Origin of the sequence: Dietzia cercidiphylli, from assembly GCF_039531545.1 — a bacterium.
Classification (GTDB): domain Bacteria; phylum Actinomycetota; class Actinomycetes; order Mycobacteriales; family Mycobacteriaceae; genus Dietzia; species Dietzia natronolimnaea.
The window spans coordinates 129,655-155,632 of record NZ_BAAAQG010000013.1; the positions used below are offsets into that span (position 1 = coordinate 129,655).

A 25,978-nucleotide genomic window follows, 5' to 3' on the forward strand; every position below is an offset into this window, starting at 1 on the left:
GCTCCGTGCATTTCCCTCAGACCGAGCCGCGGGTTGACCCTCCCCAAAACGCCCGGACAGGACTAGGTTCGGAGTCAGGCGAGTGGAAAAACCTTTCACACCGATGCGAAGAGATCTGGAGATGCCATGACCACCGGAGGCACCCCGTCAGGAGACGGGTTCCCGAACGATCCGAACGGCACGGGCGCCGCGCAACAGAACTGGGGCGGACCGGAGTTCGGCGGGCAGGGGAACGCGCAGGGATTCGGCCAGGAGCCCTATCCCGATCAGGGCTACGGCCAGCAGGGCTACGGCGAACAGAGCTATGGCCAGCAGGGTTATGGCCAGCAGGGTTATGGCCAGCAGGGCTATGGAGGTCAGGACTTCGGCTACCCGCCCAACGGGGGCCACGGGTACGGGGACCCATACCCCCAGTCCGGCCACGGGGGCGGACCGGTGATGACAGGTAGGGTGTCCGCCACCGACGCCATCGGGGCCGGCTGGCAGATGTTCAAGAACAATCCTCTGCCCTGGGTGCTGGTCACGTTGGCCATGTTCCTCGCCAACGGCATCGCGAGTTCGATATCCAACTCTCAGTCGATGTCGGTGGCGTTCCTGGGTTCCATACTGACGATCGCCGTGAGTTTCCTGTTCCAGGCTTTCGTCATCCGGGGCGCGCTACTGGAGGTGGACGGCCACAAGCCGGAGATCGGTGACTTCTTCAAGTTGCACAACTTCGGGGCGTTCGCCATCGCGGCGATCCTCGTGGGAATCGCGACGACCATCGGCTTCGTCCTCCTCATCATTCCCGGACTCGTGGTCGCCTTCTTCCTGTACTGGACCCTCCACTTCGTCGTGGACCGCAACATGACCGCGATCGACGCCATGAAGTCCAGCGTCAACGCGATCAAGTCCGACGCGGGAAACCTGTTCGCTCTCGCAGTGCTCAACATCCTCGTCGTCGTGGCAGGTTTCCTCGCCCTGTTCGTCGGGCTCCTCATCGCGATCCCCGTGGCCACCCTGGCCTCGGTGTTCGCCTACCGCACCATCACGGGCCCGAGCGAGTTCTCGCGGATGGCGACGAGCACGGTCTGACCACCGCGTCACTCGCGCTCGCGGCTGACGGACACGAGCTGGGCAGACGACGGCCCCCGGCGAACTCGCCGGGGCCCGTCGTCCATCCGAGGTGATGCCGTATCGGTCGTGCGTGTCAGTCGTGCGTGGTGGGTTCCCGGACCTCCGCGGGCTCCCTCTCGTAGACCATCGCGCGCCGCACCGCCCAGATCGTCGCCGCGAACGCCAGCAGCGCGAGCGGCCAGCCCATCGCGATGCGGGCGGCCCCGAGCCAGTTGACCTCGTCGTTCAGATAGAGCGCGTACTGTAGCACTGCGCGTATCGCGAAGAGCCCTGCCCAGATCCACGTGGCGACGGCGTACCACCGACGCGCTTTCGGGTGACGGCGCCAGGACATCCCTTTTCCGTCGAGCAGGCCCCAGATCACCCCGACGAGTGGCCACCGCGCGAGCGCGGACAGGGCGAACACCCCGCCGTACACCGCCTGCGTGATGATCCCGTAGAGGAAGTATCCCTTTGCGCTTCCGGTGCGCCAGGCGATCAGGACACCGATCGCGACCCCGAAGAAGCCGGAGATCGCCGGCTGGGGGTTCTCCCGTCGGACCAGTGACCACGCGAGCATGGCGACCGCCACCCCCAGCGCCGCCCAGATCGCCACCGTCAGTCCCCAGAAACCGTTGACGGGGACGAAGGTCAGGATGGGGATCGACGAGTAGACGAGGCCACGGACCCCGCCCATCTGCTCGAGCAGCGAGGCGTCCGGGTCACCGAACGCGGATTTCCGCTTACCTCCCGTGCTCTCCGGGGGGACTTCCCCGGTGGACTGCTCGCCGGCCCGCTCAGACTCGGTCACACTTCTCCTCCGCGTATAGCGCGCGGTTGCCCGCTGAGCAATTCGTACCGTGGGTTGAACATGATCTTCTGGCCGGACCGGACGCCGATGCGCCCGGTCACCTTGACGAAGCGGCCAGTGTCGATACCCGGGATCGAACCACGTCCCAGCCAACACACGTCCACCGCACCCGTGCCGTCGTACACCTCGGCGGTCACCCCGAGGAACCGCTCTCCCCCACCGGACAGGACTGTGCGCACGCGCCCGGCCAGGGTGACCATCTGCCCCCTCTGGGCGTCCTCGACCGGCGAGCAGCCGATGCCCTGTACCGCACCGGCCAGGTCCACCGCGTCGAGCGACTCAAGCGGCGCGGTCAGTCGAGCTGAGAGACCACGGAACATCCGCGTGACGGGCATGGCTCCCCTCTCAGCACGTCGGTCGGTCAGAGATCGTCGGTGGAGCGGAGCCGGTCCATGGCGCTGCCGTCCCTGCGGGGCCGGGAATCCGGCTGCTGGGGTTGTTCCCGGGAGGGGTTCCGGCTCGAGCTCGGGGCCGGGGATGCCGGTGCTGGGGCCGGGGATCCCGGTGTCGGGGCCGGCGGGTTCTGGGGCCGGGTCTGCGCGGCCCCCTGACCCTGTTGACCTGCCGCCATCTGCTGCTGGTAGGCCTGCGCCTGCTGCTGTGCCGCCAACTGCGACTGCGCCTTGACCAGCGCCTGTTGGATCTCGTCAGGGATGGTCAGCGGAAGCACCTCCCGGACGGGCATCGGTCCGTCGCCTCGGTTCACCAGGAGATGCTTGAAGACCTCCCGGCCCTCCTCGGCGGCCTGCTCGGCCAGCTCCGGGGTGGCCATGATGCGTACCTCGGCGGTCCACCGGTGCCCGTCGACCCCGATCGCGCGGAACACCGCCCCCGGCATCGCGGCCACGAGTTCGCGCCCCCACGGACCGTCCTCGACGGTCACCTCGGCGCCCTGACCCTCGAGCTGCTCGCGCATGGCGACGACCATGGTCCGCCACTGCCCGGCCGACTTCGGCGCGGCGAAGGCGCGCGGGATCACCCGCGACACGGTGGTGACCACGTGGAACTCCGGCTGACCGTTCGGGTCCAGCGCGACGTTCAGATCGCGCCCCTTGGGGACGCCGATCACCAGGGAACCGAGGTCGAGGTGTCCGTACCCGAGGTCGGTGTAGTACCGGGCCACGTCCCCGACCGACGAGCGGTCATGCGGACCGGTCGTGGACGGTGCGGAGTCCGTGGGTTCCCCGGGGGTGGCGGCGTCGCGGTCCCCGGTCACCGACTTCTTGCGTCCGAACATGGTCGAATCCTCTCCGCGTGCGACCCGGTCCCGGTCGGGACCGTGCCTCTTGACGCTACCCAACGTGGTGTGGTGCCGGTCAGGTCAGGCGGTGGTGACCTCCGGTCGAGCCGTGGCCCCGCTCTCCCCGGTCGGTCTGGTCGAGCTCGTCGACCTCCTGCACGTCCCAGAGTTCGACTCTCTGGATGATCAACTGTGCGATCCGGTCACCTCGTCCGATGTGAACCGGTTCGGACGGGTCGAGGTTGACGAGGTTGACCTTGATCTCGCCGCGATACCCGGCATCGATGGTGCCCGGGGCGTTGACGATCGACAGTCCCGCCCGTGCGGCGAGACCGGATCTGGGGTGGACGAGCCCGGCGTACCCCTCCGGGATGGCGACGGCCACCCCTGTGCCCACCAGCGCACGATGCCCGGGTTCGAGTGCGCAGTTCTCGGCCGAGAACAGATCGATGCCCGCGTCGGAGGGGTGGGCGCGGGACGGCACCGGAAGACCGGGGTCCAACCTCCGTAGCCGCAGCGGTCCGCGTGATCCGGACGAGTGGTCGGGGTGGTTCATGGCTGGCCGCCCTCCTGCCGGGTGGAGCCCGGGTGATGGATAGTCTTGATGTCGTGACCGAAGAAGATCTCCGACCGTCGCCCGACCGGGTCCCGCGCCCTGTTCACTCGGAACGACTCCGGGTACCGGGATGGTGGTGGGTGCTTCTCGCCGCCATCACCGTCCTCGTGGCCGCCGTGGCCTCGGTACTCGGCGCGCCGTGGTGGCTGTGGCTGCTCACCGTGGTCGTGCCCGCCCTGTTCGCGTGGCTCTTCGTCACCGTCGGTCGCGAGCGTATCGAGGTCGAGTCCGACGGTCAGGGCGGAGGGACCCTGTACGCGGGCCGCGCGCGTCTGCCCTTCGAGGCGATCTCGCGCAGCGCCGTCGTGCCCGCGACCGCCAAGCAGGCCGCGATGGGGCGCCAACTCGATCCGGAGGCGTTCGTCGTCCACCGCGGTTATGTCCCCACCATGGTGATCGTCGTCCTGGACGACCCGCTGGACCCCACGCCCTACTGGCTGATCAGCACCCGTGACCCGGAAGGACTCGCGGCGGCCCTCCCGGACAACCACTACAGCTGAGCGATCAGCCCGCGCAGTCCACGCAGATCGGCAGTCCGTCCCTCTCCTCGGCGAACCGGCTCCGGTGATGGACGAGGAAGCAGTCTCCGCAGGTGAACTCATTGTCCTGCTCGGGAACCACACGGACCGTGAGTTCCTCTCCGGAGAGATCCGCCCCCGGGAGTTCGTAGGACTCGGCGGTATCCGTCTCGTCCACGTCGACCTCGCCGGTAGCCCCCTCCGCCCTCCGGGCCTTGAGTTCCTCCAGCGAATCACCGGCCAGCTCGTCAGCTTCGGTCCGGCGGGGTGCGTCGTAGTCGGTTGCCATGTGTCTCTTCTCTAGCGGTCAGGTGGCGAGGGGCGGTCGGTTCGATCGTGGACCGACCGGCGCACGCATATTAACGGAAACTAGCAGGGATTTCATCCGCGCTTCCGGACCGTGTCCCCACCGGGACGCCGATTCCCCGACGATTACAGTGGTGAGGCGGACCCGGACAGGGCTCCCGCACCGTGACACCTGCAGGAAGGACCCTCATGGTCGTCCACCTCAGCGCCCAGGCGACACCCAGTCCGACCCCCACTCGGGGGATGGGACGACTACGCAGCCCCTACGTGCTGTTCGTGGTGGCCACGCTGGTCCTCGGGGGTCTGGTGTGGGCTTCCGCGCTCATGGGCAGCGATGCGGCGACCCAGGCCGCCGCCTGCCCCGTGACGCCCGCGGCGGAGGAGGCCGGACTGCGGGAACAGCCCGCCGGCGCACTCGACTCGGTCGAGCCGGCCCTGTTGGCGGACACGCGGGTCCGGGTGCTCAACGCCAACGGCCAGAGCGGTCAGGCGGGAGCGGTCGCCGCCCAACTCGCCGAACGCGGATTCCAGCCGGCGGGAGCCGACGCCACCGGCAACGACCCGATCTACGCCCAGGACCTCGAGTGCCACGGGCAGATCCGCTACGGCGAGGCCGGGGAGGCGAGCGCGAGGTCACTGTCCCTCGCCGCGCCGTGCATGCAGCTGGTGTCCGACGGGCGGGCGGACGAGTCCGTCGACCTGGTGCTGGGGACGATCTTCTCGCGACTGTCGGACTCGGCGGAGAGCGTGGGGGCGCTCGACGAGCTCAAGGTGGGACGTCAACCGATCTCCGCCGAGCTGGACGCGGCGCGAGCCGTCAACTGCTGACCGCGCCCCCGAGCGCCTCGATCGCGGACAGGAACTCCCCCGCCACACCGGGTGCGGCGGCGGCAGTGGGGACCTCGTCGTCGTGGGAGACCCTCACCACCGCGCCGGCCTCGGCGGCGATCAGGGCCCCGGCCGCGTGATCCCACGGCTTGAGGCAGCGCTCGTAGTAGGCGTCGATCCGGCCGGTGGCCACCATGCACAGGTCCAGGGCCGCGGACCCGCACCGTCTGATGTCACGGATCCGCGGGAGGAGCTCCGCGACCACCCGCCCCTGTTCCGCGCGGACGTCGGAGTCGTAGGAGAACCCGGTTCCCACGAGCGCCATCGACAGGTCGTCACACGCCGACGCCGTCAGTTCGGTGAGCGTGCCCGTGGCGGACCGGAGGCTCGACCCGCGGCCGAGCCCCGCGGTCCAGGTCTCGCCGGTGACGATGTTGTGCACCGCACCCGCGAGGACCACCCCGTCGACCTCCGCCGCCACCGAGACGGCGGTGAAGGGGATCCCGTAGAGGAGGTTGACGGTTCCGTCGACCGGATCCACCACCCACCGCACGACCCCCCGTCCCGGGGCGGTCGCCTCCTCGCCACCCTCCTCCCCCAGGACGCGGTCGCCGGGCCGGGCGGAGACCACCTGCGAACGGAGGTGCTCCTCCACGGTGGTGTCGATGACGGTCACCGGGTCGGTCGCAGAGCTCTTGGCACGCGCGTCGAGCCCGGTGGAGCCGAACTGCTCCACCATCCGCCGGGCCACGTCACCGCCCGAGACCGCGAGCCGACCCGCGAACCGCCTCAATTCGTCGACGGTGTCCGCGTGGGTTGATCGCGCGACCCCTCCGTCCGTCTCCTCCGACATGTCGGCTCCCCTCGTCGTCGTCCCCGATTGGACCGGCCCACGGTGGTACCGGACAGATACGCTGACGAACGGGCGCTCGTCGCCCCCATCGTGCCCCGTCGGTCCGGTGGACTCCAACCGCAGCCGTGACCCTCACGGCCCGTCACCCGGGAGCCCGAGATGCCCACCCCCACACCTACCGAGAGCACCCAGGCGCCGGCCTCCTCCACCGGCCTGGGGGTGGACGTCGGCGGCACAGGGATTAAGGCGGGGCTGGTCGACCTCGGCACCGGGGAACTCCTCGGCCCCCGGTCGACACGTCCCACCCCGCAGCCGGCGACCCCGGACGCGGTCGCCGGGGTCATCCGCGCGATGGTCGACGAACTCGGATGGGACGGCCCGGTGGGGGTGGCTCTCCCCAGCGTCATCCACGACGGCGTCGCGAGGATCGCCCACAACATCGACGGCTCCTGGGTCGGCTGCGACGTGGTCGCCCTGTTCGACAGGCACCTCCCCGGACGCTCGGTGGTCATGCTCAACGACGCCGACGCGGCGGGTGTCACCGAGGTGCACTACGGCGCCGGTGAGGGGGTGGACGGCCTGGTGGTCCTGCTGACCTTCGGCACGGGGATCGGATCGGCACTGCTGCTGGACGGCCATCTCGTCCCCAACACGGAGTTCGGACACCTCATGGTGGAGGACATCGCCGGCCGGGGTTTCGACGAGGCCGAGCACCTGGCCTCCGCATCGGTACGTGCACGGGACGGACTGACCTACGAGGAATGGGCGCCCCACGTGTCCAACGTCCTGCGATGCCTCGAGGACCTGCTCTGGCCCCGCGCATTCGTCCTGGGGGGCGGGATCAGCGAGGCCGCCGAGGAGTGGTTCCCGCTCCTGGAGAACCGCACCCCGGTTCGTGCGGCCATCAGACGTGGCGATGCCGGGATCATCGGGGCGGCGCTGTACTCGGCGGCGCGCGACGGCCTGGTCGATCTGGGGTCGACACTGTCCCCGGGCAGCTACTGACCCCTCGTCAACAGCGCCTGATGCGACCTCCGGGCGGGTTCCTCGTTACAATGGCGCAGGCCGGGATCACCTACCGGCCGGGGACGGGCCCGGTACCGCAAGGCGGACGGCTCGAGTGTCGGCATACGATGCGGCATCGATCCCCGTTTCCCATCGATTCACCGGTTGTGAAGGGGCGTTTGTGGCAGCCACGAAGACCACCAGTTCGGATCCCGCGATGAGCGGCGATCCGTCGGACACCGAGGTCACGGGCGAGGCCCCCGCCAAGATGACCGCGGCGAGCAGGACACCAGCGAAGAAGGCCGCGCCCGCCAAGAAGACGGCGGCGAAGAAGTCGGCCCCGGCCAAGAAGACCGCGGCCAAGAAGACCGCCGCGAAGAAGACCGCGGCCAAGAAGACCGCCGCCGCGGGCGATCCCGCGCTCACGGACACCGCTCCGATCGACGACGCACCGGTCGAGGCACTCGAGGTCGAGCCGGACACCGCCGAACTCGAGGACGTCGAGGTCGATGTCGTCGACGTCGATGACGCGGAGGCCGACGAGGAGACCAAGGAGGGTCCGACCGCCAAGGACAAGGCGTCGGGTGACTTCGTCTGGGACGAGGACGAGTCCGAGGCCCTGCGGCAGGCCCGCAAGGACGCCGAGCTCACCGCCTCGGCCGACTCGGTCCGCGCGTACCTCAAGCAGATCGGCAAGGTCGCCCTTCTCAACGCCGAGGAGGAGGTCGAGCTGGCCAAGCGTATCGAGGCCGGCCTCTACGCCACCTGGTTCATGGCCCAGGTCGTCGAGCGTGGCGAGAAGCTCACCACCGCCCAGCGCCGCGACTACAAGTGGATCGAGCGGGACGGCGTCCGCGCCAAGAACCACCTGCTCGAGGCGAACCTCCGGTTGGTCGTGTCCCTGGCCAAGCGCTACACGGGCCGGGGGATGGCGTTCCTGGACCTCATCCAGGAGGGCAACCTGGGTCTGATCCGCGCCGTCGAGAAGTTCGACTACACCAAGGGCTACAAGTTCTCGACCTACGCGACCTGGTGGATCCGCCAGGCCATCACCCGCGCCATGGCCGACCAGGCCCGCACCATCCGCATCCCGGTGCACATGGTCGAGGTCATCAACAAGCTCGGGCGCATCCAGCGCGAGTTGCTCCAGGACCTGGGCCGCGAGCCCACCCCGGAGGAGCTGGCCAAGGAGATGGACATCACCCCGGAGAAGGTGCTGGAGATCCAGCAGTACGCCCGGGAGCCCATCTCGCTCGACCAGACCATCGGTGACGAGGGCGACTCGCAGCTCGGCGACTTCATCGAGGACTCCGAGGCCGTGGTGGCCGTGGACGCGGTGAGCTTCACGCTGCTCCAGGACCAGCTCCGCTCGGTGCTCGACACCCTGTCCGAGCGCGAGGCGGGCGTGGTGCGGCTGCGCTTCGGCCTCACCGACGGACTGCCCCGCACGCTGGACGAGATCGGCCAGGTCTACGGGGTCACGCGCGAGCGGATCCGCCAGATCGAGTCCAAGACCATGTCCAAGCTGCGCCACCCGTCGCGGTCCCAGGTGCTGCGCGACTACCTGGACTGATCTCCCGCCGGTCCGGTACCCCGGACGAGCCCGGGCCCCGTCGATGTCGACGGGGCCCGGGCTCGTTCGCATGCTCATCCGACAGGGACGGCGAGGCGTGGTTCTGAGCCCCTTCCAGCGTCCCCTTCCAGCTGCCCCTACCAGCTACGCAGCAGCGAGATGCGTTCCCGGATCTGGTCGGCCGAGGCCATGGGCACCGGAGGACCACCACAGGAGTTACGCAGCTGCGTGTGGATCGCTCCGTGGGACTTGCCCAGACGGCCCGAGTACACGGACACCAGCGTGTTGAGTTGGCGCCTCAGATCCTTCAGCTCGGCCGCGGAGGCCACGCGGGCGGCAGCCGCACCCGCGTTCGCGCCCGGGCCGCCGGCGTTGCCCGGGAGGGTGGTGCCGGAGATGGTCGGGTCCGTCCCCACGCCCACCACCGCCACGGCTCCGGACGCGGAGGACCCCTCACCGGACGACCGCCTGATCTGCTCCTTCTCCCGCTGACGCAGGAGTGCCTTGACGTCGTCCGCCCCGAGCAGACCGGGGAGACCGATGTAGTCGGCCTCCTCCTCGCTCCCCGCGAACGTGGCCGTGCCGTAGGAGGACCCCTCGTAGACGATCTGGTCGAGTTCGGCGTCCGCGCCGAGGGAGATGTACCCCTTGTCCTCGTCGTCCGCGTCGGGCTCGTCGTGTTGCTGGTTGGCCTGCGCCAGCAACTCGTCCTCGAGCCCGTCCTCGCGGTGGGGCTTGCCCAGGACGTGATCCCGCTGGGCCTCCATCTGGGAGGCGAGCTGCAACAGGACCGGGACCGAGGGCAGGAACACCGACGCGGTCTCCCCCGGCCTCCGGGACCGGACGAACCGGCCGATGGCCTGGGCGAAGTACAGGGGCGTCGAGGCGCTGGTGGCGTACACCCCCACGCTCAGGCGCGGCACGTCCACACCCTCCGAGACCATGCGGACCGCGACCATCCACTCGTCCGTCGAGGCGGAGAACGTGCCGATCCGGCTCGAGGCCGTGGGGTCGTCGGAGAGGACGACGACGGGGGCCCGCCCGGTGATCTCCGTGAGCAGTGCCGCGTACTCCCGGGCCCGCTCCTGGTCGGTGGCGATCACCAGCCCGCCGGCATCGGGCACTCCACCCGCACGGATCTGCCGGAGCCGGGTGTGCGCCGCCTGGAGCACCGCCGGCATCCAGTCGCCGTGGGGATCCAGTGCCACCCGCCAGGCGCGCGAATTCTGGTCCGCGCTGAGCGGTTCGCCGAGTCGGGCGGAGAACTCCTCGCCGGCGTTCGTCCGCCAGCGCGCCTCACCCGAGTAGGCGAGGAAAACGACGGGTCGCACGACGCCGTCGGCCAGGGCGTCGGCGTATCCGTAGGAGTGGTCGGCCCTGGACCGCTGATGCCCCTGGCCGTCGGGTTCGTAGGTGACGAACGGGATGGGGCTGTCGTCCGAGCGGAAAGGTGTGCCGGTCAGGGACAGGCGACGCTCGGCGTCGTCGAACGCCTCACGGATTCCGTCTCCCCAGCTCTTGGCGTCACCGCCGTGGTGGATCTCGTCGAGGATCACCAGCGTACGGCGGGATGCGGTCCGCTCGCGGTGCTTGAACGGGTGTGACGCCACCTGGGCGTAGGTGACCACCACGCCGTGGTACTCCGGTGCGAGGGCGCCGGAGGAGTTGGAGTACTCGGGATCGAGCGCGATACCGGCCCTCGCGGCGGCCTCGGCCCACTGGAACTTGAGGTGCTCGGTGGGGGCCACCACGGTGATCGCGTCGACCGTCCGGTCGGCCAGGAGTTCGGAGGCCACGCGCAGACCGAAGGTCGTCTTACCGGCGCCGGGGGTGGCCACGGCGAGGAAGTCCTTCGGCCGCGCCATGAGGTACTTGCGCAGCGCGGTCCGCTGCCAGGCGCGCAGAGGGGCGCCCGCGGCCGTCGTCGCGGCGGGGTCTGCGGTCTGCTCCTCGGTGCCCGGGACCGCGCCGGGTTCACTCACCAGGCTTCAGGGTCTCGTAGACGCGCTTGCACTCCGGGCACACGGGAGAGCCGGGCTTGGCGGACCGGGTGACCGGGAACACCTCGCCGCACAGGGCGATCACGTAGGAGCCCATGACCGCGCTCTCGGCGATCTTGCTCTTGTCCACGTAATGGAAGAACTTGGGCGCGTCGTCCTGCGTCTCCTCGGTCGTCGTGACCTCGGGGCGCTCTAGTGTCTTGGTCCGGGTGGTGCTCACCCCCTCATGATGCCGCACGCCACGGTCGGCGCGCCAACGCCGGAGTACCTTGGGGGCCATGGCACCCGACTCCCGTCGCAAGCGGTCCAAGGATCGGGACGGCACCGCGAGGCCCGTTCTGATCACCGCCGCGCGGGAGTCCTACCGGGACGAGCTCGCGGCGCGGAAGAAGCGGTACTTCCTCCTGATGTCCATCCGGATCCCGGCGTTGCTCCTCGCCGCGGGTTCCCTGGCTCTCTGGAACAACCCGTGGATTGCACTGGCCATCGTCGCGGGGTCCATACCGATCCCGTGGATCGCCGTGATCAGCGCCAACGACAGGCCTCCGCTGCCCAAGGGGCAGGCGCGGATGTACACCGCCGGTGCGCTGGCCAACCACACGCCCCGCGCGATGCCGCCGGGCCTCACAGGTGGCCCCTCGCACCAGAGCCCGGCCCACGACGGCCCGACCCACGACGACCAGCCACACGGGGACCCCTCGGGCGACGGACCCGCCTCGGGGATCCCGGACCCAGCCGACCGACCCGACGAGAGCGATCCCGCCCGGTGACCCCGACAGTTCCCACACTCACCCGTCTGGCCCCCGTCCTGGCGGAGTCATTCCGGCAGTGCCATTTCACGGTGCCCGGGCTGGAGGACGCGCTGGGGCCGGAGGCGATCTCGGCGCTCGCCCGCTCGGACTCGGCGTCCGTCCGCAGGCACGCCCGCTCCGCCGGGCCGGTCGGGACCCTGGTCCGGTTGTTCATCCTGGGTGACGCGGTCCCCGAGGGCGAGGTCGTGGCGGCCCTGCCCGGGACACCCGTCTCCGACGGGATCGACGCCGGCCTGTGGACGCGTCAGACCTCGCCGGAGGGGACCCTCCGGGCGCTCCTCGACCTCCGGCCCGTGGACACCGGTCACGGCACCCGCTGGGTCTTCTCCGACGTCGACGGGTCGATGGCCCACGCCACCACGAGGCCCGACCACGTCCTCGGGGTCGGGCAGGCCACGCTGTCCCTCCTCCGGATCACACCCACCTCCCCCGTGGACTCCGTACTCGACCTCGGCACCGGCTGCGGCATCCAGCTCGTGCACGCCCTCGAGACCGCGAGGACGGCGACGGGTACGGACATCACCCCGCGGTGTCTGGACCTGGCGTCCGCCACACTCGCCATCAACGGGTTGGACGGGGAGCTGCTCGCCGGTCCCTGGTACGAGCCCGTGGCTCTTCGTCGATTCGACCGGGTCGTCGCCAACCCCCCGTTCGTGGTGGGCCCCTCGGACCCCGGCCATTCGTACCGGGAGTCGGGGCTCGCCCTCGACGGGGCGAGCCGGACGGTCGTGTCCGGGGCTCACGACCACCTGACCCAGGGCGGCACCGCGGTCATCCTGGCCTCCTGGGTGGAGCGGCGGGACACCGACTGGCGGACCCACGTGGCGTCGTGGATCCCCTCGGACGGGGTGGAGGCCTGGGTGCTCCGCCGCGACACCTCGGACCCGGAGCTCTACGTCTGGACATGGCTCACGGACGAGGGCATGGACCCGAGGGACGAGTCCACCGCTCGCGCCGCGGACGCCTGGCTCGACCACTTCCAGGACCGGGGCGTCGACGGTGTCGGGTTCGGATACGTCTTCCTCAGGCGGATCGACGGCGCGTCGTCGGTGCTCTGCGAGGACCTCACCCACCCGTTCGACGAGGGGCTCGGGGACGAGGCCGAGGCCTACTTCGCGCGCATGGCGTGGCTGCGGGCGGCATCGGACCGACAGGGCGGGCAGGAGCGGGCTCTGGACGCGACGGTGTTCACCGTCTCCCCCGACGTCCACCTGCACGTCTCGGAGAGCCTGGCACCGGGCTCCGGTGACCCGGGGGACGAGGCGTCCGGGTCCTCCGCACCGGCCGGATCGAGGGTGGTGGTCGAGCGTGTCACCGGTGCGCGCTGGCGCCACGAGATCGACCCGCTGACCGCGACGGTTCTCCGAGGGGTGCGCATGGGAGCACTACCCCTGGAGGATCTCGTAGTCCTCGCCGCCGCGGGGGCCGGTCGGGACCCCGAGGAGCTGGCGGAACCCGTGCGCAGGGTCGTGGCCGATCTGTTCCTCCACGGCTTCGTCGTCCCCGCCGGGGTCCCCGGGCTGCTCCCGCCCGGCGTCCGCGCCGCCGCCACCCCGGGGCCGGTGGGCGGGTGAGGGCCGTCATCACGCGCGTCACCGAGGCGTCGGTCACCGTGGACGGGGAGATCGTGGGCGCACTCCCCCGCGCCGGGCTGCTGGTGCTGCTGGGGGTGTCGACCGACGACGACGAGGTGGACGTCGCCACGATGGTCCGCAAGATCGCGGAGCTGCGCATCCTGCCGGGTGAGGCGGGCGCGGTCGAGATCGGCGCGCCCGTCCTGGTGGTCAGCCAGTTCACCCTCATGGGGTCGACGAGCAAGGGGCGCCGACCGTCGTGGTCCCGCGCGGCGCCCGGGGCTCGGGCCGAGGCCGCGGTCGATGCGGTGGTGCGAGGTCTCCGTGAGCGGGGACTCGAGGTCGAGACCGGGGCGTTCGGCGCGATGATGCAGGTCAGCTCCGTGAACGACGGCCCGTTCACCGTCCTCGTCGACACCTCGGGTTCCCGGACGTCGTGACGGACGTCATGGGCCCGGGAACATTCCCGGCACCCCCGCCGTTGTAGCAGTACGTGACCGTGACCCGGACACGCGTCCGTTCCGTCCATCAGCAACCGACCGCCGACTCTGATCCCCCGGGCCGGCAGGAGGAGGAGACATGACGTCAGCCACCACCCGATCGGACCGTCGGACGGAGGCGGATTCGGATGGCCAGAGCCCCAGCGCGGACCTCGTCCGCGTCTACCTCAACGGGATCGGCAAGACGGCTCTTCTGAACGCCGAGGACGAGGTCGAACTCTCCAAGCGCATCGAGGCCGGCCTCTACGCCGCCCATCTCCTGGCCACCAAGAAGCGGATGGGCCCCACCAAGAAGGCCGATCTCAAGGTGATCGTCGCGGAGGGCGAGGCCGCCCGCGCACACCTCCTCGAGGCCAACCTGCGCCTGGTGGTCTCACTCGCCAAGCGCTACACGGGGCGCGGCATGCCGCTGCTGGATCTCATCCAGGAGGGCAACCTGGGCCTGATCAGGGCCATGGAGAAGTTCGACTACGCCAAGGGCTTCAAATTCTCGACCTACGCCACGTGGTGGATCCGCCAGGCCATCACCCGGGGGATGGCCGACCAGTCCCGCACCATCCGGCTCCCTGTGCACCTGGTCGAGCAGGTCAACAAGCTCGCCCGCATCAAGCGGGAGCTCCACCAGCAGCTCGGGCGAGAGGCGACTCTCGACGAGCTGGCGGAGGAGTCGGGGATCCCCGCGCACAAGATCGAGGAACTGCTCGACCACTCGCGCGACCCGGTGAGCCTGGACATGCCCGTCGGCGCGGACGAGGAGGCGCCGTTGGGCGACTTCATCGAGGACGCCGAGGCCACCAGCGCCGAGAACACGGTCGTCACCAACGTCATGCACTCGGACGTCCGTGCGGTCCTGTCCACGCTCGAGGAGCGCGAGCAGCAGGTCATCACACTGCGGTTCGGTCTCGACGACGGCCAGCCCCGCACTCTCGACCAGATCGGTAAGCGTTTCGGGCTCTCGCGTGAGCGCGTCCGCCAGATCGAGCGCGAGGTCATGGCGAAGCTCCGTGAAGGGCGCCGCGCCGACAAGCTCCGCTCCTACGCGGTCTGAGGTCCGGGCCGGACGAGGACACCACGACGCCCCGGCTCCACGGTCAGGCGGGTTCACACCGCCACCGGAGCCGGGGCGTCGTCGTGTTCGGACCGGGCGACGAGCCGCGCCGGCGCAGTGGCCGACCCGCCGCGCACGCCGCGCCGGCTGTACCGACAGCTAGCGCAGTCTCCGCGGGCCCTCGTCCCCGCTGAACCGCGGGGGCGGCCCCAGATGGACCTGTGCGTACAACACGGACACACCGTCGGGGGACGCGAGCGCGGGGTCGAGAGACAGCCGTCTGAGCTCGGGGACGTCCTCCACCAGGCACGACATCCGGCCCATGAGGTCCACCAGGGCGTCTTTGTCAGCCGGGGTGTCCCCCGCATATCCGTCGAGGATGGGCGCGGCCCGTGGACGATCGAGGAGTGACCGGGCCTCCGAGGGGGAGATCGGCAGGGTACTGAACGCGCGATCGGCGAGGAGGTCAGAGAGCATCCCGGACAGGCCGAAGGAGATAAGCGAACCGAAGATCGGGTGGTCCGCCACCCGGATCGTCGCCGCGACCCCCTTGGTGGCCATCTTCTGGACGTGGAGTGCCCGGGAGCCGGTGGTCGCCCGGAGGTCGTCGAACGCGTGACGAACGGCTCCCGCGTCGGTCAGGTCCAAGCGGACCCCGGACTGGTCACTGCGGGTCCGCCACTTCTCCCCCATCGCCTTGACCGCCACCGGGTATCCGAGTTCCTCGGCCGCCATGGCCGCCTGCTCCACCCCGACCGCGACACGGTAGTCGACGATCCCGACCCCGTAGCACTCCAGCAGACTGCGGACCTGACCCTGGGTGAGTTCGAACGATTCGCTCCCGCTGTTCGAGTGACACAACGAATCGACGAGATCCCGAGCGCGGGCGCGGTCGATGTCGTCGTACTCGGCCGGTTCCTCCGCGGGCTGGTCCAGCCACTCGGCGTAGCGGCGGGCGCGCACCAGCGCCGACACCGCACGCTCGGGGTACGGGTACGAGGGGATGGAACCCCGTGAGGCCACGCCGGACTCGTCGGTGATGGTGAGCCCCTCGGGCAGTCCCTCGCCGGCGAGGAAGGTACTCACCACCGGCTTGGAACTGTCGGCCGCCGCGGCGCGGATGGCCTCGGCGTAGGCGTCCGGCTCGGTGGCCACCGGTGGAACGAAGACCGTCAGGACCGAGTCCACCTCGTCGCGGGCCACCACGTCGGCTATCGCGGCCCGGAAGTCCTCGGGTAGCGCTCCGGCCCCCAGGTCGACCGAGTGCGCCACGGTGAATCCCTGCAACCGCGCGGAGTCCCCGCCGAGTCGCCCGACGGCGGTCGAGTTCCCGACGATCGCCAGACGGCCGCCCGCCGGCAACGGCTGATAGGCGAGCAGCGTCGCGGTGTCGAACATGTCGGTGATGGAGTCCACCTGAATGAGCCCGGAGTCGCGGAACAGACCGCGGATGGCCGAGGCGGTGAGACCCTGGACTCCCGATTCCAGGTCGTCGGCGGCCCGGCGCACCACCACGACCGGCTTGTTGCGGGCCACCCGGCGCGCGATCCGCGAGAACTTGCGGGGGTTGCCGAAACTCTCGAGATAGAGCAGGACCACCTCGGTCCCGGTGTCGGTATCCCAGTACTGGAGCAGGTCGTTACCGGAGACGTCGGCACGGTTTCCCGCGGAGACGAAGGTCGACAGTCCCAGACCCCGGCGGGCGGCGGCGGCGAGGATGGTGATCCCCAGGGCACCGGACTGGCAGAAGAACCCCGCCCGGCCCGGCCCCGGGACCACCTCGGCGAGGGTGGCGTTGAGCTGGACGTCGGGGGAGGTGTTGATCACCCCGAGGGCGTTGGGCCCCACCACCCGCATCCCGTGGGCGCGGGCCTCGCTCACCAGGCGACGCTCGGACACCACACCGGCGCTGCCCACATCGGAGAACCCGGCCGAGATCACGACGAGGGTCGACACCCCCTTGGACAGGCAGTCGTCGAGCACCTCGGACATGGACGCGGCCGGCACCGCCACCACGGCCAGGTCGACCGGATCGGGGATGTCGCGGACACTGGCATAGGCACGGACGGACTGCACGGAGGTCGCATCGGAGTTCACCGGGTAGACCGGACCGGAGAACCCGTTCCCGATGAGGTTGCGCAGGACCGTGTGGCCGATCTTTCCCACCTGGTCCGAGGCACCGATGACGGCCACCGAGGCGGGGGTCAGGACCCTCGCGAGACTGCGCGCCTCGGCCGCGGTCTCGCGGGCGTTGCGGACGTTGGTCAACGCCTCGGTGGGGTCGATCGCGAACTCGAGATGCAGGGTGGATCCGTCGAAGGAGCGCGAGATCTCGTACCCCGCCCGACGGAACACCTGGATCATCGACCGGTTCTCCGAGAGCACCTCCGCCTCGAAGTGGTCGATCCCGCACTCGGCGGCGGACCCCGCGAGATGCTCGAGGAAGATCGATCCGAGCCCCCGGCCCTGGTGCTGGTCCGAGATGGTGAACGCCACCTCCGCGAACGTCGAGTCCGGGAGCCTTTCGTAGATCGCCATCCCGATGATCTCCGCGCCCAGTTCCGCGACGAACGCCATCCGGTCGCGGTAGTCGACGTTGGTCATCCGCTGCAGTTCCTTGGCCGACAGGACGTCGTGGGAGCCGAAGTAGCGCAGGTAGCGGGTCCGCTCGGAGAGGCTGGCGTGGAAGCGGGTGATCTTCTCGGAGTCGTTGGGCAGGACCGGCCGGATCCGCACCGCCCGGCCGTCGGAACCCAGGACATCCGCCGCCCACTCGTGTGGATAGCCCTCCGGATAGTCGTCGACCGCCGTGTCGGTGGAGGCGTGTTCTGGCGGGTTGACGACCGGCGCGTCACCCTCGGGGGCGCCGCCGTCGGTCGTTCCGTCACCGGGGTTGGCCATCGTGGTCCTCCATGAGACAACTGTTGTGAATGGTGGGCACCCGCGACGCGGGGGTGGTGCGGTCAGTCCCGGGGATCGTCCGGGTCGAGTCCGAGCAGGGGGTACACCGAGCGGCGGGTGTCGAGGATCGACTGGTCGAGTCGGGCCAGTGTCCGGTCCACCTCTCCCCCACGATCGGCACCGGCGGGCTCCCAGAGCGTGTGCGCGGGATCTCCGCCGTCACTCATCGTCTGCGGGACCCTGTCCGGAACGGTGAACCGGGCGGCCATGGCCTTCCACTCCTCCGGTACCCGGGTCCCCGGATCCACGGGGACGCCGAGGACGGCGGCGATGAGATGGGTCCACGATCGCGGGACCACCCGGACCAGCTCGTAGCCCCCACCGCCGATGGCGATGATCCGCCCCTCGCAGAGCTCGTCCGCCAGTGCGATGAGTCGGAGGTAGGACTCGCGGTGCCCGTCGACCGTGAGGGACAGGTCGGCGAGCGGGTCCTCGCGGTGCGAGTCGCATCCGGCCTGCATGACGATGATCTGTGGCTCGAAGGCCCGCAGGACCCCGGGAACGACCGCGTGGAACCCGCGCATCCACAGCCCGTCGGTGACCGCCGGCAGGAACGCCAGGTTGACCGCGGTCCCCTCCGCGCGGCCCACCCCCGTCTCCGATGCCCAGCCCGTCGACGGCCACAGGGTCGCCGGGTGCTGGTGCAGGGACATGGTCAGCACACGCGGATCCTCGTAGAAGGCGGCCTGGACACCGTCCCCGTGGTGGACGTCGATGTCCACGTAGGCGATGCGGTCGTACCCGTTGTCGAGCAACCAGCTGATGGCCACCGCGGCGTCGTTGTAGACGCAGAAGCCGGCGGCGGCCGCGGGCATGGCGTGGTGCATGCCGCCGGCCACGGAGACCGCCCGCGTCGCGGCGCCACTGGCGATCGCCCGCGCTGCGGCCAAGGTTCCTCCGGCCACCGCGGCGCTCGCCTCGTGCATGCCCGGGAACGTCGGGTTGTCCGCCGTGCCGAGACCGTGACTCATCCCGAAATGCTCCCCGGGCGGCAGGTCACCGGCCGCCCGGACGGCACTGATATAGCGGGAGGTGTGGACGCGCAGCAGTTCCTCCTCGCTGGCCGCACCGGGGTCCAGCATCTCCACGCCCTGCAGAACCCCCAGTTCCGTGGCGAGCGACATGGTCAGATCGAGTCTGCGCGGACTCATCGGATGATCGGCGGAGTGCCGGTACTCCATCAGTGAGGGACTCCACACCACCGCGGCCGCGACGCCGTCCCGGATACCGGCCATTGCCACCCGTCCTCCCGTCGCACCGGGACGTTCCCGGCGGCCCACATCCGATGGGATCACCGAGGTGTGCGCCCCACGAATCTACGCGGCGGGACCCGGCCCGACCCCCGATTGCCCGCTCCCCACCCCGGTTCGAGGCCCGACGGTAGTCTCGACCGAGAACCCGGATGGGACCGTCGACCACCGGGGGCGACTGTCTGCGACGATCCGACGTGGAGGATTCAGCGTGAAAGACCTGGTGGACACCACCGAGATGTACCTCCGCACCATCTATGAGCTCGAGGAGGAGGGAGTCATCCCGCTCCGGGCCAGGATCGCGGAGCGACTCGAGCAGAGCGGTCCGACCGTGAGCCAGACGGTCGCGCGGATGGAACGCGACGGCCTGGTACACGTGGCACCCGACCGTCATCTCCAGCTCACGACGACCGGCCGGGATCTGGCCGTGGACGTGATGCGCAAGCACCGTCTCGCGGAGCGACTGCTCGTCGATGTGATCGGGTTGGAGCTGGAGAAGGTCCACGCCGAGGCGTGTCGATGGGAGCACGTCATGAGTGACGACGTGGAGCGTCGCCTCATCGAGGTACTCGACGATCCGAGGACGTCGCCGTACGGCAACCCCATACCAGGGCTCGACCGGATCGGGTACACCTCCCGGATCGCCGACGACCGCGCGTTCACCCGCCTCTCGGCGCTGGACACGGACATCCCGCACAGCGTCCGCATCCAGGCGATCGGCGAGAACGTCCAGATCGACACCGACCTCATCTCCGAGCTCCGCGCACACGGTGTGGAACCACTGCGGACCGTGACCGCGACCCGGCGGGGCCACCTCGTCGAGCTCGACTCCGGTGACGGTCACACCGTCGAGCTCGACGGCGACCACGCGCACGCGATCCAGGTCGAGATCCTCCCGTGAAGCTGCTCGTCACCGGTGGGGCGGGATACGTCGGGGGGGTCTGCGCGACGGTACTCGTCGAGCGCGGACACGAGGTCGTGGTCCTGGACGACCTCTCCACCGGCAACAGGTCGGGCGTCCCGGCGGCGGCGACGTTCATCGAGGGGGATGTCGCCGCCCTGGCGGGCGAGGTCCTGGACCCGGGATTCGACGGGGTCCTGCACTTCGCCGCCCGCTCCCTCGTCGGGGAATCGGTGGAGAAGCCCGGGGAGTACTGGCAGGGCAACGTCGTGACCTCCCTCGCGCTCCTCGACGCGATGCGCGCCGCCGACGTCACCAACCTCGTCTTCTCGTCCACCGCGGCGACCTACGGCGAGCCGGAGCAGATCCCGATCACCGAGGACATGCCCACCCGGCCCACCAACACCTACGGCGCCACCAAGCTGGCGATCGATCACGCCATCACCTCGTACGCGGTGGCCCACGGGCTCGCCGCCACGAGCCTGCGCTACTTCAATGTGGCCGGCGCTCACGGTCCGGTGGGAGAGAACCGCGTCGTCGAGACCCACCTCATCCCGCTGGTGCTCCAGGTGGCCCTGGGACACCGGTCCGACATCAAGGTCTTCGGCGACGACTGGCCCACCCCGGACGGGACCTGCGTCCGCGACTACATCCACGTCGCCGACCTCGCCGACGCGCACCTGCTCGCCCTCGAGTCCAACCGACCCGGCGTCCACCGCGTACTCAACCTCGGCAGCGGGGAGGGCTTCTCCGTCCGCGAGGTGATCGACGTGTGCCGCGAGGTCACCGGGCACCCGATCCCGGACGTGGTCGCACCACGCCGAGCCGGCGACCCGGCAGTCCTCGTGGCCTCCAGCCAGAAGGCGATGACCGAGCTGGGGTGGACCCCCACCCGCACCGACCTCCGCACCATCGTCCGCGATGCGTGGGCGTTCACGTCGGCCCTGGGTGATCGGGCGCACTCCGCCCCGCGGTAGTCCCGGGCCGGCGCGGGCGGGAGCGCCCCGACCGCGCCGGCCTCCTGGGGCCGCGGCGCCCTGTCGGACCCGCTCAGGCCGCGGCCACCCGTCGGAGCCGCTCGGGCGCGAGTCCGTTCTCCAATCCGTGGAGGAGCAGTCGGGCCAGCGAGTTCGCCGGATCCGCTGCCACCGCCGCCTCGAGAGCGGACCGCGCGTGGACCCCGCTGCCGGCGAAGTAGGCCGCGGCTCCCAACAACAGCAACGCCACCGAGCGTTCGCGGCCCGGCCGGCGGCGCGCGAGCGACCACCAGAGCAGGCGGCGGCCGTCGCGATCGCACAGACCTCGGTGGGCCAGGCGCCGGTAGACCTCGTCCCGCACGGCGATGTCCAGCAGGACGCGTCCGATCCCGGCCAACTCGTCGTCGTCGAGTTCCTCCCCGTCCTCCAGGCGGCGTTCCGCGTCCTCGTGCGCCCTCACCGCGCGGTCCACCTCGAGGGCCCCCTCCAGCCGTGCGGGTCCCCGACCGTGCGGATCGTCGTCACACGCCCCGTGGTCCCGCACCTGGTACAGCCGCTCGATCTCTGCCCGCGAACCGGCCCGGACCCGCCCGTCGAACGCGTGGACCGCGGCGATCTCCGTCGAGTCCGGGTCGACCTGCGTTCCCCGGACCATCCCGAACAGATCGACCCACGGCGAGCCGTGTGCGAACTCGCCCACCCCGTAGGCGCCGACGACCTGCGTCCCGGCCAGCCCCAACCAGTACTCGAACGCCGCGGCGGCGTCCTCCGCGCGGAGACCGGCGGAGTGCCCGTCCGCACAGTCCTCGTGAACCACCACCAGGTGGACGTCGGTCACCCCCTCCCTCGAGCAGAACCGGGCCAGCCCACGAGCCGGACCGTCGTCGGCCACGACCGGTGAGGGCTCACCCTCCCCGGAGCGGCAGTCCTCCGCACCGCCCCACCCGTCCGCACCGCCCCGCCCGTCCGCACCGTCCCGTCCGTCTCCTTCCCCGGGTGGCGATCCGGGACCTCCGAGCAGGCCGACATCCATCCTGACGACCGGCCCGGCGTGACCGTCCGCGGTCCGCCCGCATATCACCACCACCGATCCGGGCCCCGGCGGGAACCCCAACATCGACGGGATGGACGCGATGAGCTCCTCCGGAGAGGAGATCACCACCGTCCGAGGGTCGTCCACACCGTCGTCACCGATCCGTCCGTTCGCGGTCATCGTCGTCCACCTGTCTCGTCGTCTCGCGGCCGCTCCCCGGCCGAGGGCGGCCCGCGGGTGCCGGTGCACCGGATCAACTTTCTGACACTCCGCCTGCGGTGTCCCGGAGGAAACCCGCGGGGGGCGACCCGCTGTGGAGCCCGCGGCACGGTGGGGAATCAACTGCGGCCCGCCGTCGTTGGCAAAGAGGAGAAACCCCCTCCCGGTGGGACGATCAGTTCGGACCGGACCGGACGGCTCGGGGTGTTGCGACGAGAGGAGTCGACATGGCCAGGCACAGCGATCTGTACCGACTGATCGAGCCCGTCCCCGATCTGCGATCGGAATCCGGACAGGGTCCGGTGCTCGTGCATGCGTTGGAGGGTTTCTCCGACGCCGGCCAGGCGATCCAGGGCGTCACGGAACACCTCAAGGAGAGCCTGGACTCCCAGTTGATCGTGGAGTTCGACGCGGATGAGCTGGTGGACTACCGCTCGCGTCGACCGCAGGTGCGGTACTCCTTCGACCACTTCGCCGGATACTCGGAGCCGACCATCCAGATGCACGCGGTCAAGGACGCAGGCGGGACCTTCTTCCTGCTGCTCTCCGGCCTGGAGCCGGACCTGAGGTGGGACGGGTTCACCGAATCCGTGATCGACCTCGCCGGGTCGTTCGGGGCCCGGATGTCGGTCGGTCTCGGCGCCATCCCCCTCGGGGTACCGCACACCCGCCCGACCCAGTCGAGTGCACACGCCAGCGACGTCGACCTCATCCGTGGCTTCACCGCGTGGCCCGGGGAGTTCTCCGTCCCGGGGAACGTGAGCGCGCTGCTGGAGCTCCGGATGGCCGAGCACGGCATCCCGTCCGCGGGCTTCACCGTCCACGTACCCCAGTACCTGTCGCAGACCGCCTACCCCGCGGCGGTCCTCAACCTCGTCGGCAACATCGCCCAGATCTCCCAGCTGGAGCTGCCGTCCGGTGAGCTCGAGACCGCCGCCCGGGACTTCACCGCACAGGTGACCGCCCAGATCGCCGACAGCCCGGAGATCCGGACCGCCGTGGAGCTGATGGAGAAGCAGTACGACGAGTTCATGGAGTCCCGCCACGGCTCCGACTCGCTCAACCCCGGCGGCACACCGCTGCCCTCCGGCGACGAGATCGGTGCCGAGTTCGAGCGGTTCCTCGCGGAGCAGACCGGCGACGACGAGCCTCGCGCCCGCTAGCACGGACGGACGGTCGCGGCCGGGCGACTAGGCTCGGTCGGGTGCAACTGCCCGAACTCCTCGCCGACCTCGACGACGTCCCCTCCGACCTCCTGGAGGAGGCGGTATTCGACGCCTTCGTGGCGTGGGCCGCCGACCAGGGCCTGACGCTCTATCCGGCGCAGGAGGAGGCGGTCCTCGAGGTGGCGGCGGGTAGCCATGTCGTCCTGGCCACGCCGACGGGGTCGGGCAAGTCGCTGGTCGCCCTGGGGGCGCACTTCTCCGCCATGGCCCGCGGGGTGCGGAGCTATTACACCGCGCCGATCAAGGCGCTCGTCAGCGAGAAGTTCTTCGCTCTGTGCGCGGTGTTCGGCGCCGAGAACGTCGGGATGCTCACCGGTGACGCCGCGGTCAACGCCGACGCACCGATCATCTGTGCCACCGCCGAGATCGTGGCCAACATCGCCCTCCGGGAGGGCGCCGCCGCGGACATCGGTCAGGTGGTGATGGACGAGTTCCACTACTACTCCGAGCCCGATCGGGGCTGGGCCTGGCAGGTCCCGCTCATCGAACTCCCCGACACGCAGTTCCTGCTGATGTCGGCCACGCTCGGCGACGTGGACTGGCTGATCGAGGATCTCCGCACGCGGACCGGACGGGAGTGCGCGCTGGTCGGGGGCACCGAGCGCCCGGTCCCCCTGACGTTCGACTACGCACTGCGCAGTATCCACGAGTCGGTCGAACTCCTGCTCCGGGATGACAAGGCGCCCGTCTACATCGTCCACTTCACCCAGGCCTCGGCGCTCGAGCAGGCCCAGGCGCTGACCTCGGTGGCGGTGGCCACCAAGGAGCGCAAGGCCGCCATCGCCGAGGAGATCGGCGGATTCCGGTTCACGACCGCGTTCGGCCGGAACCTTCGCAAGTTGCTCATGCACGGCATCGGGGTCCACCACGCCGGCATGCTCCCGAAGTACCGCCGCCTCGTGGAACGGCTCGCCCAGGACGGGTTGCTCACCGTCATCTGTGGGACCGACACCCTCGGCGTCGGTATCAACGTCCCCATCCGGACCGTTCTGTTCACGGGGCTCACCAAGTTCGACGGACGCCGGCAGCGTGTCCTCAAGGCCCGGGAGTTCCACCAGATCGCCGGCCGTGCGGGCCGAGCGGGGTTCGATACCGAGGGTCTGGTGGTGGTGCTGGCTCCCGAGCACGAGGTCGAGAACGCCAAGGCCGCGGCCAAGTCGGCCGCCAATCCCAAGAAGAAGGGCAAGTCGGCCAAGAAGAAGCCGCCGGAGGGGTTCGTCAACTGGTCCCGCTCGACGTTCGACAAACTCGTCGGCGCCCAGCCCGAGCAGCTCACCAGCCGCTTCGAGGTCAACAACGCGATGCTGCTCAACGTGATCTCGCGTCCGGGGAGCTGCTACGCCCACATGCGGCACCTCCTGCTGTCCTCGCACGAGACCCGGGCCCGGATCCGGCACCACGTCCTGCGCTCGATCGAACTCTTCCGCGGGCTCGAGACCGCCGGCATCGTCGAGAGGATGGCGGAGCCGGACGACGACGGACGGCACGTCCGTCTGACGGTGGACCTCCAACGGGACTTCGCGCTCAACCAGCCCCTCGCCCCGTTCGCGATCGCCGCGGTGGAGGTCCTCGACCCCGACTCCCCCACCCCGGTCCTGGATCTGGTCTCGGTGATCGAGTCCGTTCTCGACGACCCGCGCCCGATCCTCTACGCACAGCAGCGGGCCGCCCGGGGCGAGGCGATCGGGGCGCTCAAGGCAGAGGGGGTGGAGTACTCGGAACGGATGGAGCTGGTCGAGGACATCTCGTGGCCGAAGCCTCTCGACGACCTCATCGCCGACGCATACGACGCCTACCGCGCCGGGCACCCGTGGGTGGCGGGGATCGAGCCCTCGCCCAAGGCCGTCGTCCGCGAGATGGTCGAGCGGGGGATGACCTTCTCCGATCTGGTCTCCGCGTACGGTCTCAGCCGGTCGGAGGGTTCCGTCCTGCGCTACCTCACCGACGCCTACCGCGCCCTGCGGCAGACCGTTCCGGCCGACCTGCGGACCGACGAGTTCGACGACCTGGTCGAATGGCTCGGGGAACTCGTCCGCCAGGTCGATTCGAGTCTGCTGGACGAGTGGGAACTGCTCACCGACCCCGACGTCTCCCCGGACCAGGTGGCCGAGCTCGCCTTCGGCCAGTCGAGCGGCACCACCCGGCCCGTCACGGCCAACCTGCGGGCGTTCCGGGTGATGGTCCGCAACGCGATGTTCCGGCGCGTGGAACTACTGTCGCGAGACGACATCGACACGTTGGTGCGACTCGACGCCGACGTCCCCCTCCATCCCGACTGGGACGCCGAGATCGATGCGTACTGGGACGAGTACGACGCGATCGGAACCGGGCCCACGGCACGCGGACCCGCCCTCTTCTCCGTCACCGAATCGGGAGACGGGGTGGAACCGGGAACATGGAGGGTCCGGCAGGTACTCGACGATCCGGAGAACGACCACGGCTGGGCTGTCGAGGGTGTGGTGGACCTCGGCGCCAGCGACGAGGCGGGTGAGGTCCGGTTCGCCTCGCTGACCCTCGCGGGGTGACGCGGCGGGGAGGCTGAACCGGGCCGCGGATCCGGTGTCCGTACGAT

At 70.2% G+C, this 25,978-nt stretch carries 24 protein-coding genes; 13 read left to right on the forward strand and 11 right to left on the reverse strand.

Translation table 11 applies throughout. The features are described from left to right. The first annotated feature begins 126 nt into the window (after window positions 1-126). Complete coding sequence (locus ABD250_RS13685) at window positions 127-1,074, forward strand: DUF2189 domain-containing protein (protein WP_182658420.1); 948 nt, start codon at window positions 127-129, stop codon at window positions 1,072-1,074. Window positions 1,075-1,189: 115 nt separating this feature from the next. On the opposite strand, the gene ABD250_RS13690 is transcribed toward ABD250_RS13685, so the two are convergent. The 4 genes from ABD250_RS13690 to dut all read right to left on the reverse strand — a co-directional run bounded on the left by ABD250_RS13690 (window position 1,190) and on the right by dut (window position 3,762). Next, complete coding sequence (locus ABD250_RS13690; protein WP_338404163.1) at window positions 1,190-1,906, reverse strand: DUF3159 domain-containing protein; 717 nt, start codon at window positions 1,904-1,906, stop codon at window positions 1,190-1,192. Further along, the gene (locus tag ABD250_RS13695; RefSeq protein ID WP_182658419.1) at window positions 1,903-2,301 is read right to left on the reverse strand and encodes an OB-fold nucleic acid binding domain-containing protein; all 399 of its coding nucleotides are present in this window, start codon (window positions 2,299-2,301) and stop codon (window positions 1,903-1,905) included. Before ABD250_RS13695 ends, ABD250_RS13690 begins: the two co-directional genes overlap by 4 nt. A 26-nt stretch (window positions 2,302-2,327) precedes the next feature. Next, complete coding sequence (locus tag ABD250_RS13700) at window positions 2,328-3,203, reverse strand: DUF3710 domain-containing protein (RefSeq protein WP_182658418.1); 876 nt, start codon at window positions 3,201-3,203, stop codon at window positions 2,328-2,330. 79 nt (window positions 3,204-3,282) lie between these two features. Continuing rightward, window positions 3,283-3,762 carry a dUTP diphosphatase gene (gene dut, locus ABD250_RS13705; RefSeq protein ID WP_179525220.1) on the reverse strand — a complete coding sequence of 160 codons (480 nt, stop codon included), beginning with the start codon at window positions 3,760-3,762 and terminating at the stop codon, window positions 3,283-3,285. A 53-nt stretch (window positions 3,763-3,815) separates the two neighbouring features. Here dut and ABD250_RS13710 point away from each other — a divergent pair, with 53 nt between their 5' ends. Further along, window positions 3,816-4,322 (forward strand): DUF3093 family protein, encoded by a 507-nt coding sequence (locus tag ABD250_RS13710; protein WP_179525219.1) that lies wholly within the window; start codon window positions 3,816-3,818, stop codon window positions 4,320-4,322. 4 nt (window positions 4,323-4,326) lie between these two features. Here ABD250_RS13710 and ABD250_RS13715 read toward each other — a convergent pair whose 3' ends face one another. Further along, the gene (locus ABD250_RS13715) at window positions 4,327-4,629 is read right to left on the reverse strand and encodes a DUF4193 domain-containing protein (protein WP_179525218.1); all 303 of its coding nucleotides are present in this window, start codon (window positions 4,627-4,629) and stop codon (window positions 4,327-4,329) included. 206 nt (window positions 4,630-4,835) lie between these two features. Here ABD250_RS13715 and cei point away from each other — a divergent pair, with 206 nt between their 5' ends. Then, window positions 4,836-5,474, forward strand: coding sequence for an envelope integrity protein Cei (gene cei / locus ABD250_RS13720; protein ID WP_179525217.1), 639 nt, complete (start codon window positions 4,836-4,838; stop codon window positions 5,472-5,474). Here cei and ABD250_RS13725 read toward each other — a convergent pair. Continuing rightward, a complete protein-coding gene (locus tag ABD250_RS13725) occupies window positions 5,464-6,327 on the reverse strand; it encodes an inositol monophosphatase family protein (RefSeq protein WP_179525216.1) in 864 nt (287 codons plus the stop codon). The two genes, cei and ABD250_RS13725, sit on opposite strands and share 11 nt — an antisense overlap. 159 nt (window positions 6,328-6,486) lie before the next feature. Between ABD250_RS13725 and ppgK the strand changes: the two genes are divergently transcribed. Next, window positions 6,487-7,332, forward strand: a complete 846-nt coding sequence (gene ppgK, locus ABD250_RS13730) for a polyphosphate--glucose phosphotransferase (protein WP_182617248.1) — start codon at window positions 6,487-6,489, stop codon at window positions 7,330-7,332. Window positions 7,333-7,513: 181 nt separating this feature from the next. Further along, window positions 7,514-8,905 carry an RNA polymerase sigma factor gene (locus tag ABD250_RS13735; RefSeq protein ID WP_182658417.1) on the forward strand — a complete coding sequence of 464 codons (1,392 nt, stop codon included), beginning with the start codon at window positions 7,514-7,516 and terminating at the stop codon, window positions 8,903-8,905. A gap of 137 nt (window positions 8,906-9,042) precedes the next feature. On the opposite strand, the gene ABD250_RS13740 is transcribed toward ABD250_RS13735, so the two are convergent. Together ABD250_RS13740 and ABD250_RS13745 are read right to left on the reverse strand one after the other, a co-directional pair. Beyond that, window positions 9,043-10,887, reverse strand: coding sequence for a DEAD/DEAH box helicase (locus tag ABD250_RS13740; protein WP_425551912.1), 1,845 nt, complete (start codon window positions 10,885-10,887; stop codon window positions 9,043-9,045). Next, entirely contained in the window at window positions 10,880-11,125 is a 246-nt protein-coding gene (locus ABD250_RS13745; RefSeq protein WP_017837712.1) for a DUF3039 domain-containing protein, read from the reverse strand. Before ABD250_RS13745 ends, ABD250_RS13740 begins: the two co-directional genes overlap by 8 nt. Before the next feature lie 58 nt (window positions 11,126-11,183). Between ABD250_RS13745 and ABD250_RS13750 the strand changes: the two genes are divergently transcribed. The 4 genes from ABD250_RS13750 (at window position 11,184) to ABD250_RS13765 (ending at window position 14,839) form a co-directional block, all read left to right on the forward strand. Next, window positions 11,184-11,675 carry a DUF3099 domain-containing protein gene (locus ABD250_RS13750; protein WP_182658566.1) on the forward strand — a complete coding sequence of 164 codons (492 nt, stop codon included), beginning with the start codon at window positions 11,184-11,186 and terminating at the stop codon, window positions 11,673-11,675. Next, window positions 11,672-13,291 (forward strand): DUF7782 domain-containing protein, encoded by a 1,620-nt coding sequence (locus tag ABD250_RS13755; RefSeq protein WP_425551914.1) that lies wholly within the window; start codon window positions 11,672-11,674, stop codon window positions 13,289-13,291. The genes ABD250_RS13750 and ABD250_RS13755 overlap by 4 nt, the downstream gene beginning before the upstream one ends. Next, window positions 13,288-13,731, forward strand: a complete 444-nt coding sequence (dtd, locus tag ABD250_RS13760) for a D-aminoacyl-tRNA deacylase (protein ID WP_182640123.1) — start codon at window positions 13,288-13,290, stop codon at window positions 13,729-13,731. Before ABD250_RS13755 ends, dtd begins: the two co-directional genes overlap by 4 nt. A gap of 139 nt (window positions 13,732-13,870) precedes the next feature. Then, a complete protein-coding gene (locus ABD250_RS13765) occupies window positions 13,871-14,839 on the forward strand; it encodes a sigma-70 family RNA polymerase sigma factor (RefSeq protein ID WP_179525209.1) in 969 nt (322 codons plus the stop codon). 159 nt (window positions 14,840-14,998) lie between these two features. Here the strand turns inward: ABD250_RS13765 and ABD250_RS13770 are convergent, their stop codons facing one another. Together ABD250_RS13770 and ABD250_RS13775 are read right to left on the reverse strand one after the other, a co-directional pair. Continuing rightward, window positions 14,999-17,740, reverse strand: a complete 2,742-nt coding sequence (locus tag ABD250_RS13770; RefSeq protein WP_182657828.1) for a bifunctional acetate--CoA ligase family protein/GNAT family N-acetyltransferase — start codon at window positions 17,738-17,740, stop codon at window positions 14,999-15,001. A 62-nt stretch (window positions 17,741-17,802) separates the two neighbouring features. Next, window positions 17,803-19,035 (reverse strand): acetoin utilization protein AcuC, encoded by a 1,233-nt coding sequence (locus ABD250_RS13775; RefSeq protein WP_182657829.1) that lies wholly within the window; start codon window positions 19,033-19,035, stop codon window positions 17,803-17,805. Window positions 19,036-19,261: 226 nt separating this feature from the next. Here ABD250_RS13775 and ABD250_RS13780 point away from each other — a divergent pair, with 226 nt between their 5' ends. Both ABD250_RS13780 and galE read left to right on the forward strand, forming a co-directional pair. After that, complete coding sequence (locus ABD250_RS13780; RefSeq protein ID WP_182657830.1) at window positions 19,262-19,951, forward strand: iron-dependent transcriptional repressor DtxR; 690 nt, start codon at window positions 19,262-19,264, stop codon at window positions 19,949-19,951. Further along, complete coding sequence (galE, locus tag ABD250_RS13785; protein ID WP_182657831.1) at window positions 19,948-20,928, forward strand: UDP-glucose 4-epimerase GalE; 981 nt, start codon at window positions 19,948-19,950, stop codon at window positions 20,926-20,928. Before ABD250_RS13780 ends, galE begins: the two co-directional genes overlap by 4 nt. Before the next feature lie 73 nt (window positions 20,929-21,001). On the opposite strand, the gene ABD250_RS13790 is transcribed toward galE, so the two are convergent. Next, on the reverse strand, window positions 21,002-22,141 hold the full coding sequence (locus tag ABD250_RS13790) for a DUF4192 domain-containing protein (RefSeq protein WP_344392818.1): 1,140 nt from the start codon (window positions 22,139-22,141) through the stop codon (window positions 21,002-21,004). A gap of 266 nt (window positions 22,142-22,407) precedes the next feature. On the opposite strand from ABD250_RS13790, the gene ABD250_RS13795 reads away from it, so the two are divergent. Both ABD250_RS13795 and ABD250_RS13800 read left to right on the forward strand, forming a co-directional pair. After that, window positions 22,408-23,343: a PAC2 family protein gene (locus ABD250_RS13795; protein WP_179525203.1), complete on the forward strand. Its 936-nt coding sequence runs from the start codon at window positions 22,408-22,410 to the stop codon at window positions 23,341-23,343. Between the two features lie 41 nt (window positions 23,344-23,384). Beyond that, window positions 23,385-25,931 carry a DUF3516 domain-containing protein gene (locus ABD250_RS13800; RefSeq protein ID WP_182657919.1) on the forward strand — a complete coding sequence of 849 codons (2,547 nt, stop codon included), beginning with the start codon at window positions 23,385-23,387 and terminating at the stop codon, window positions 25,929-25,931. Window positions 25,932-25,978 lie beyond the last annotated feature (47 nt).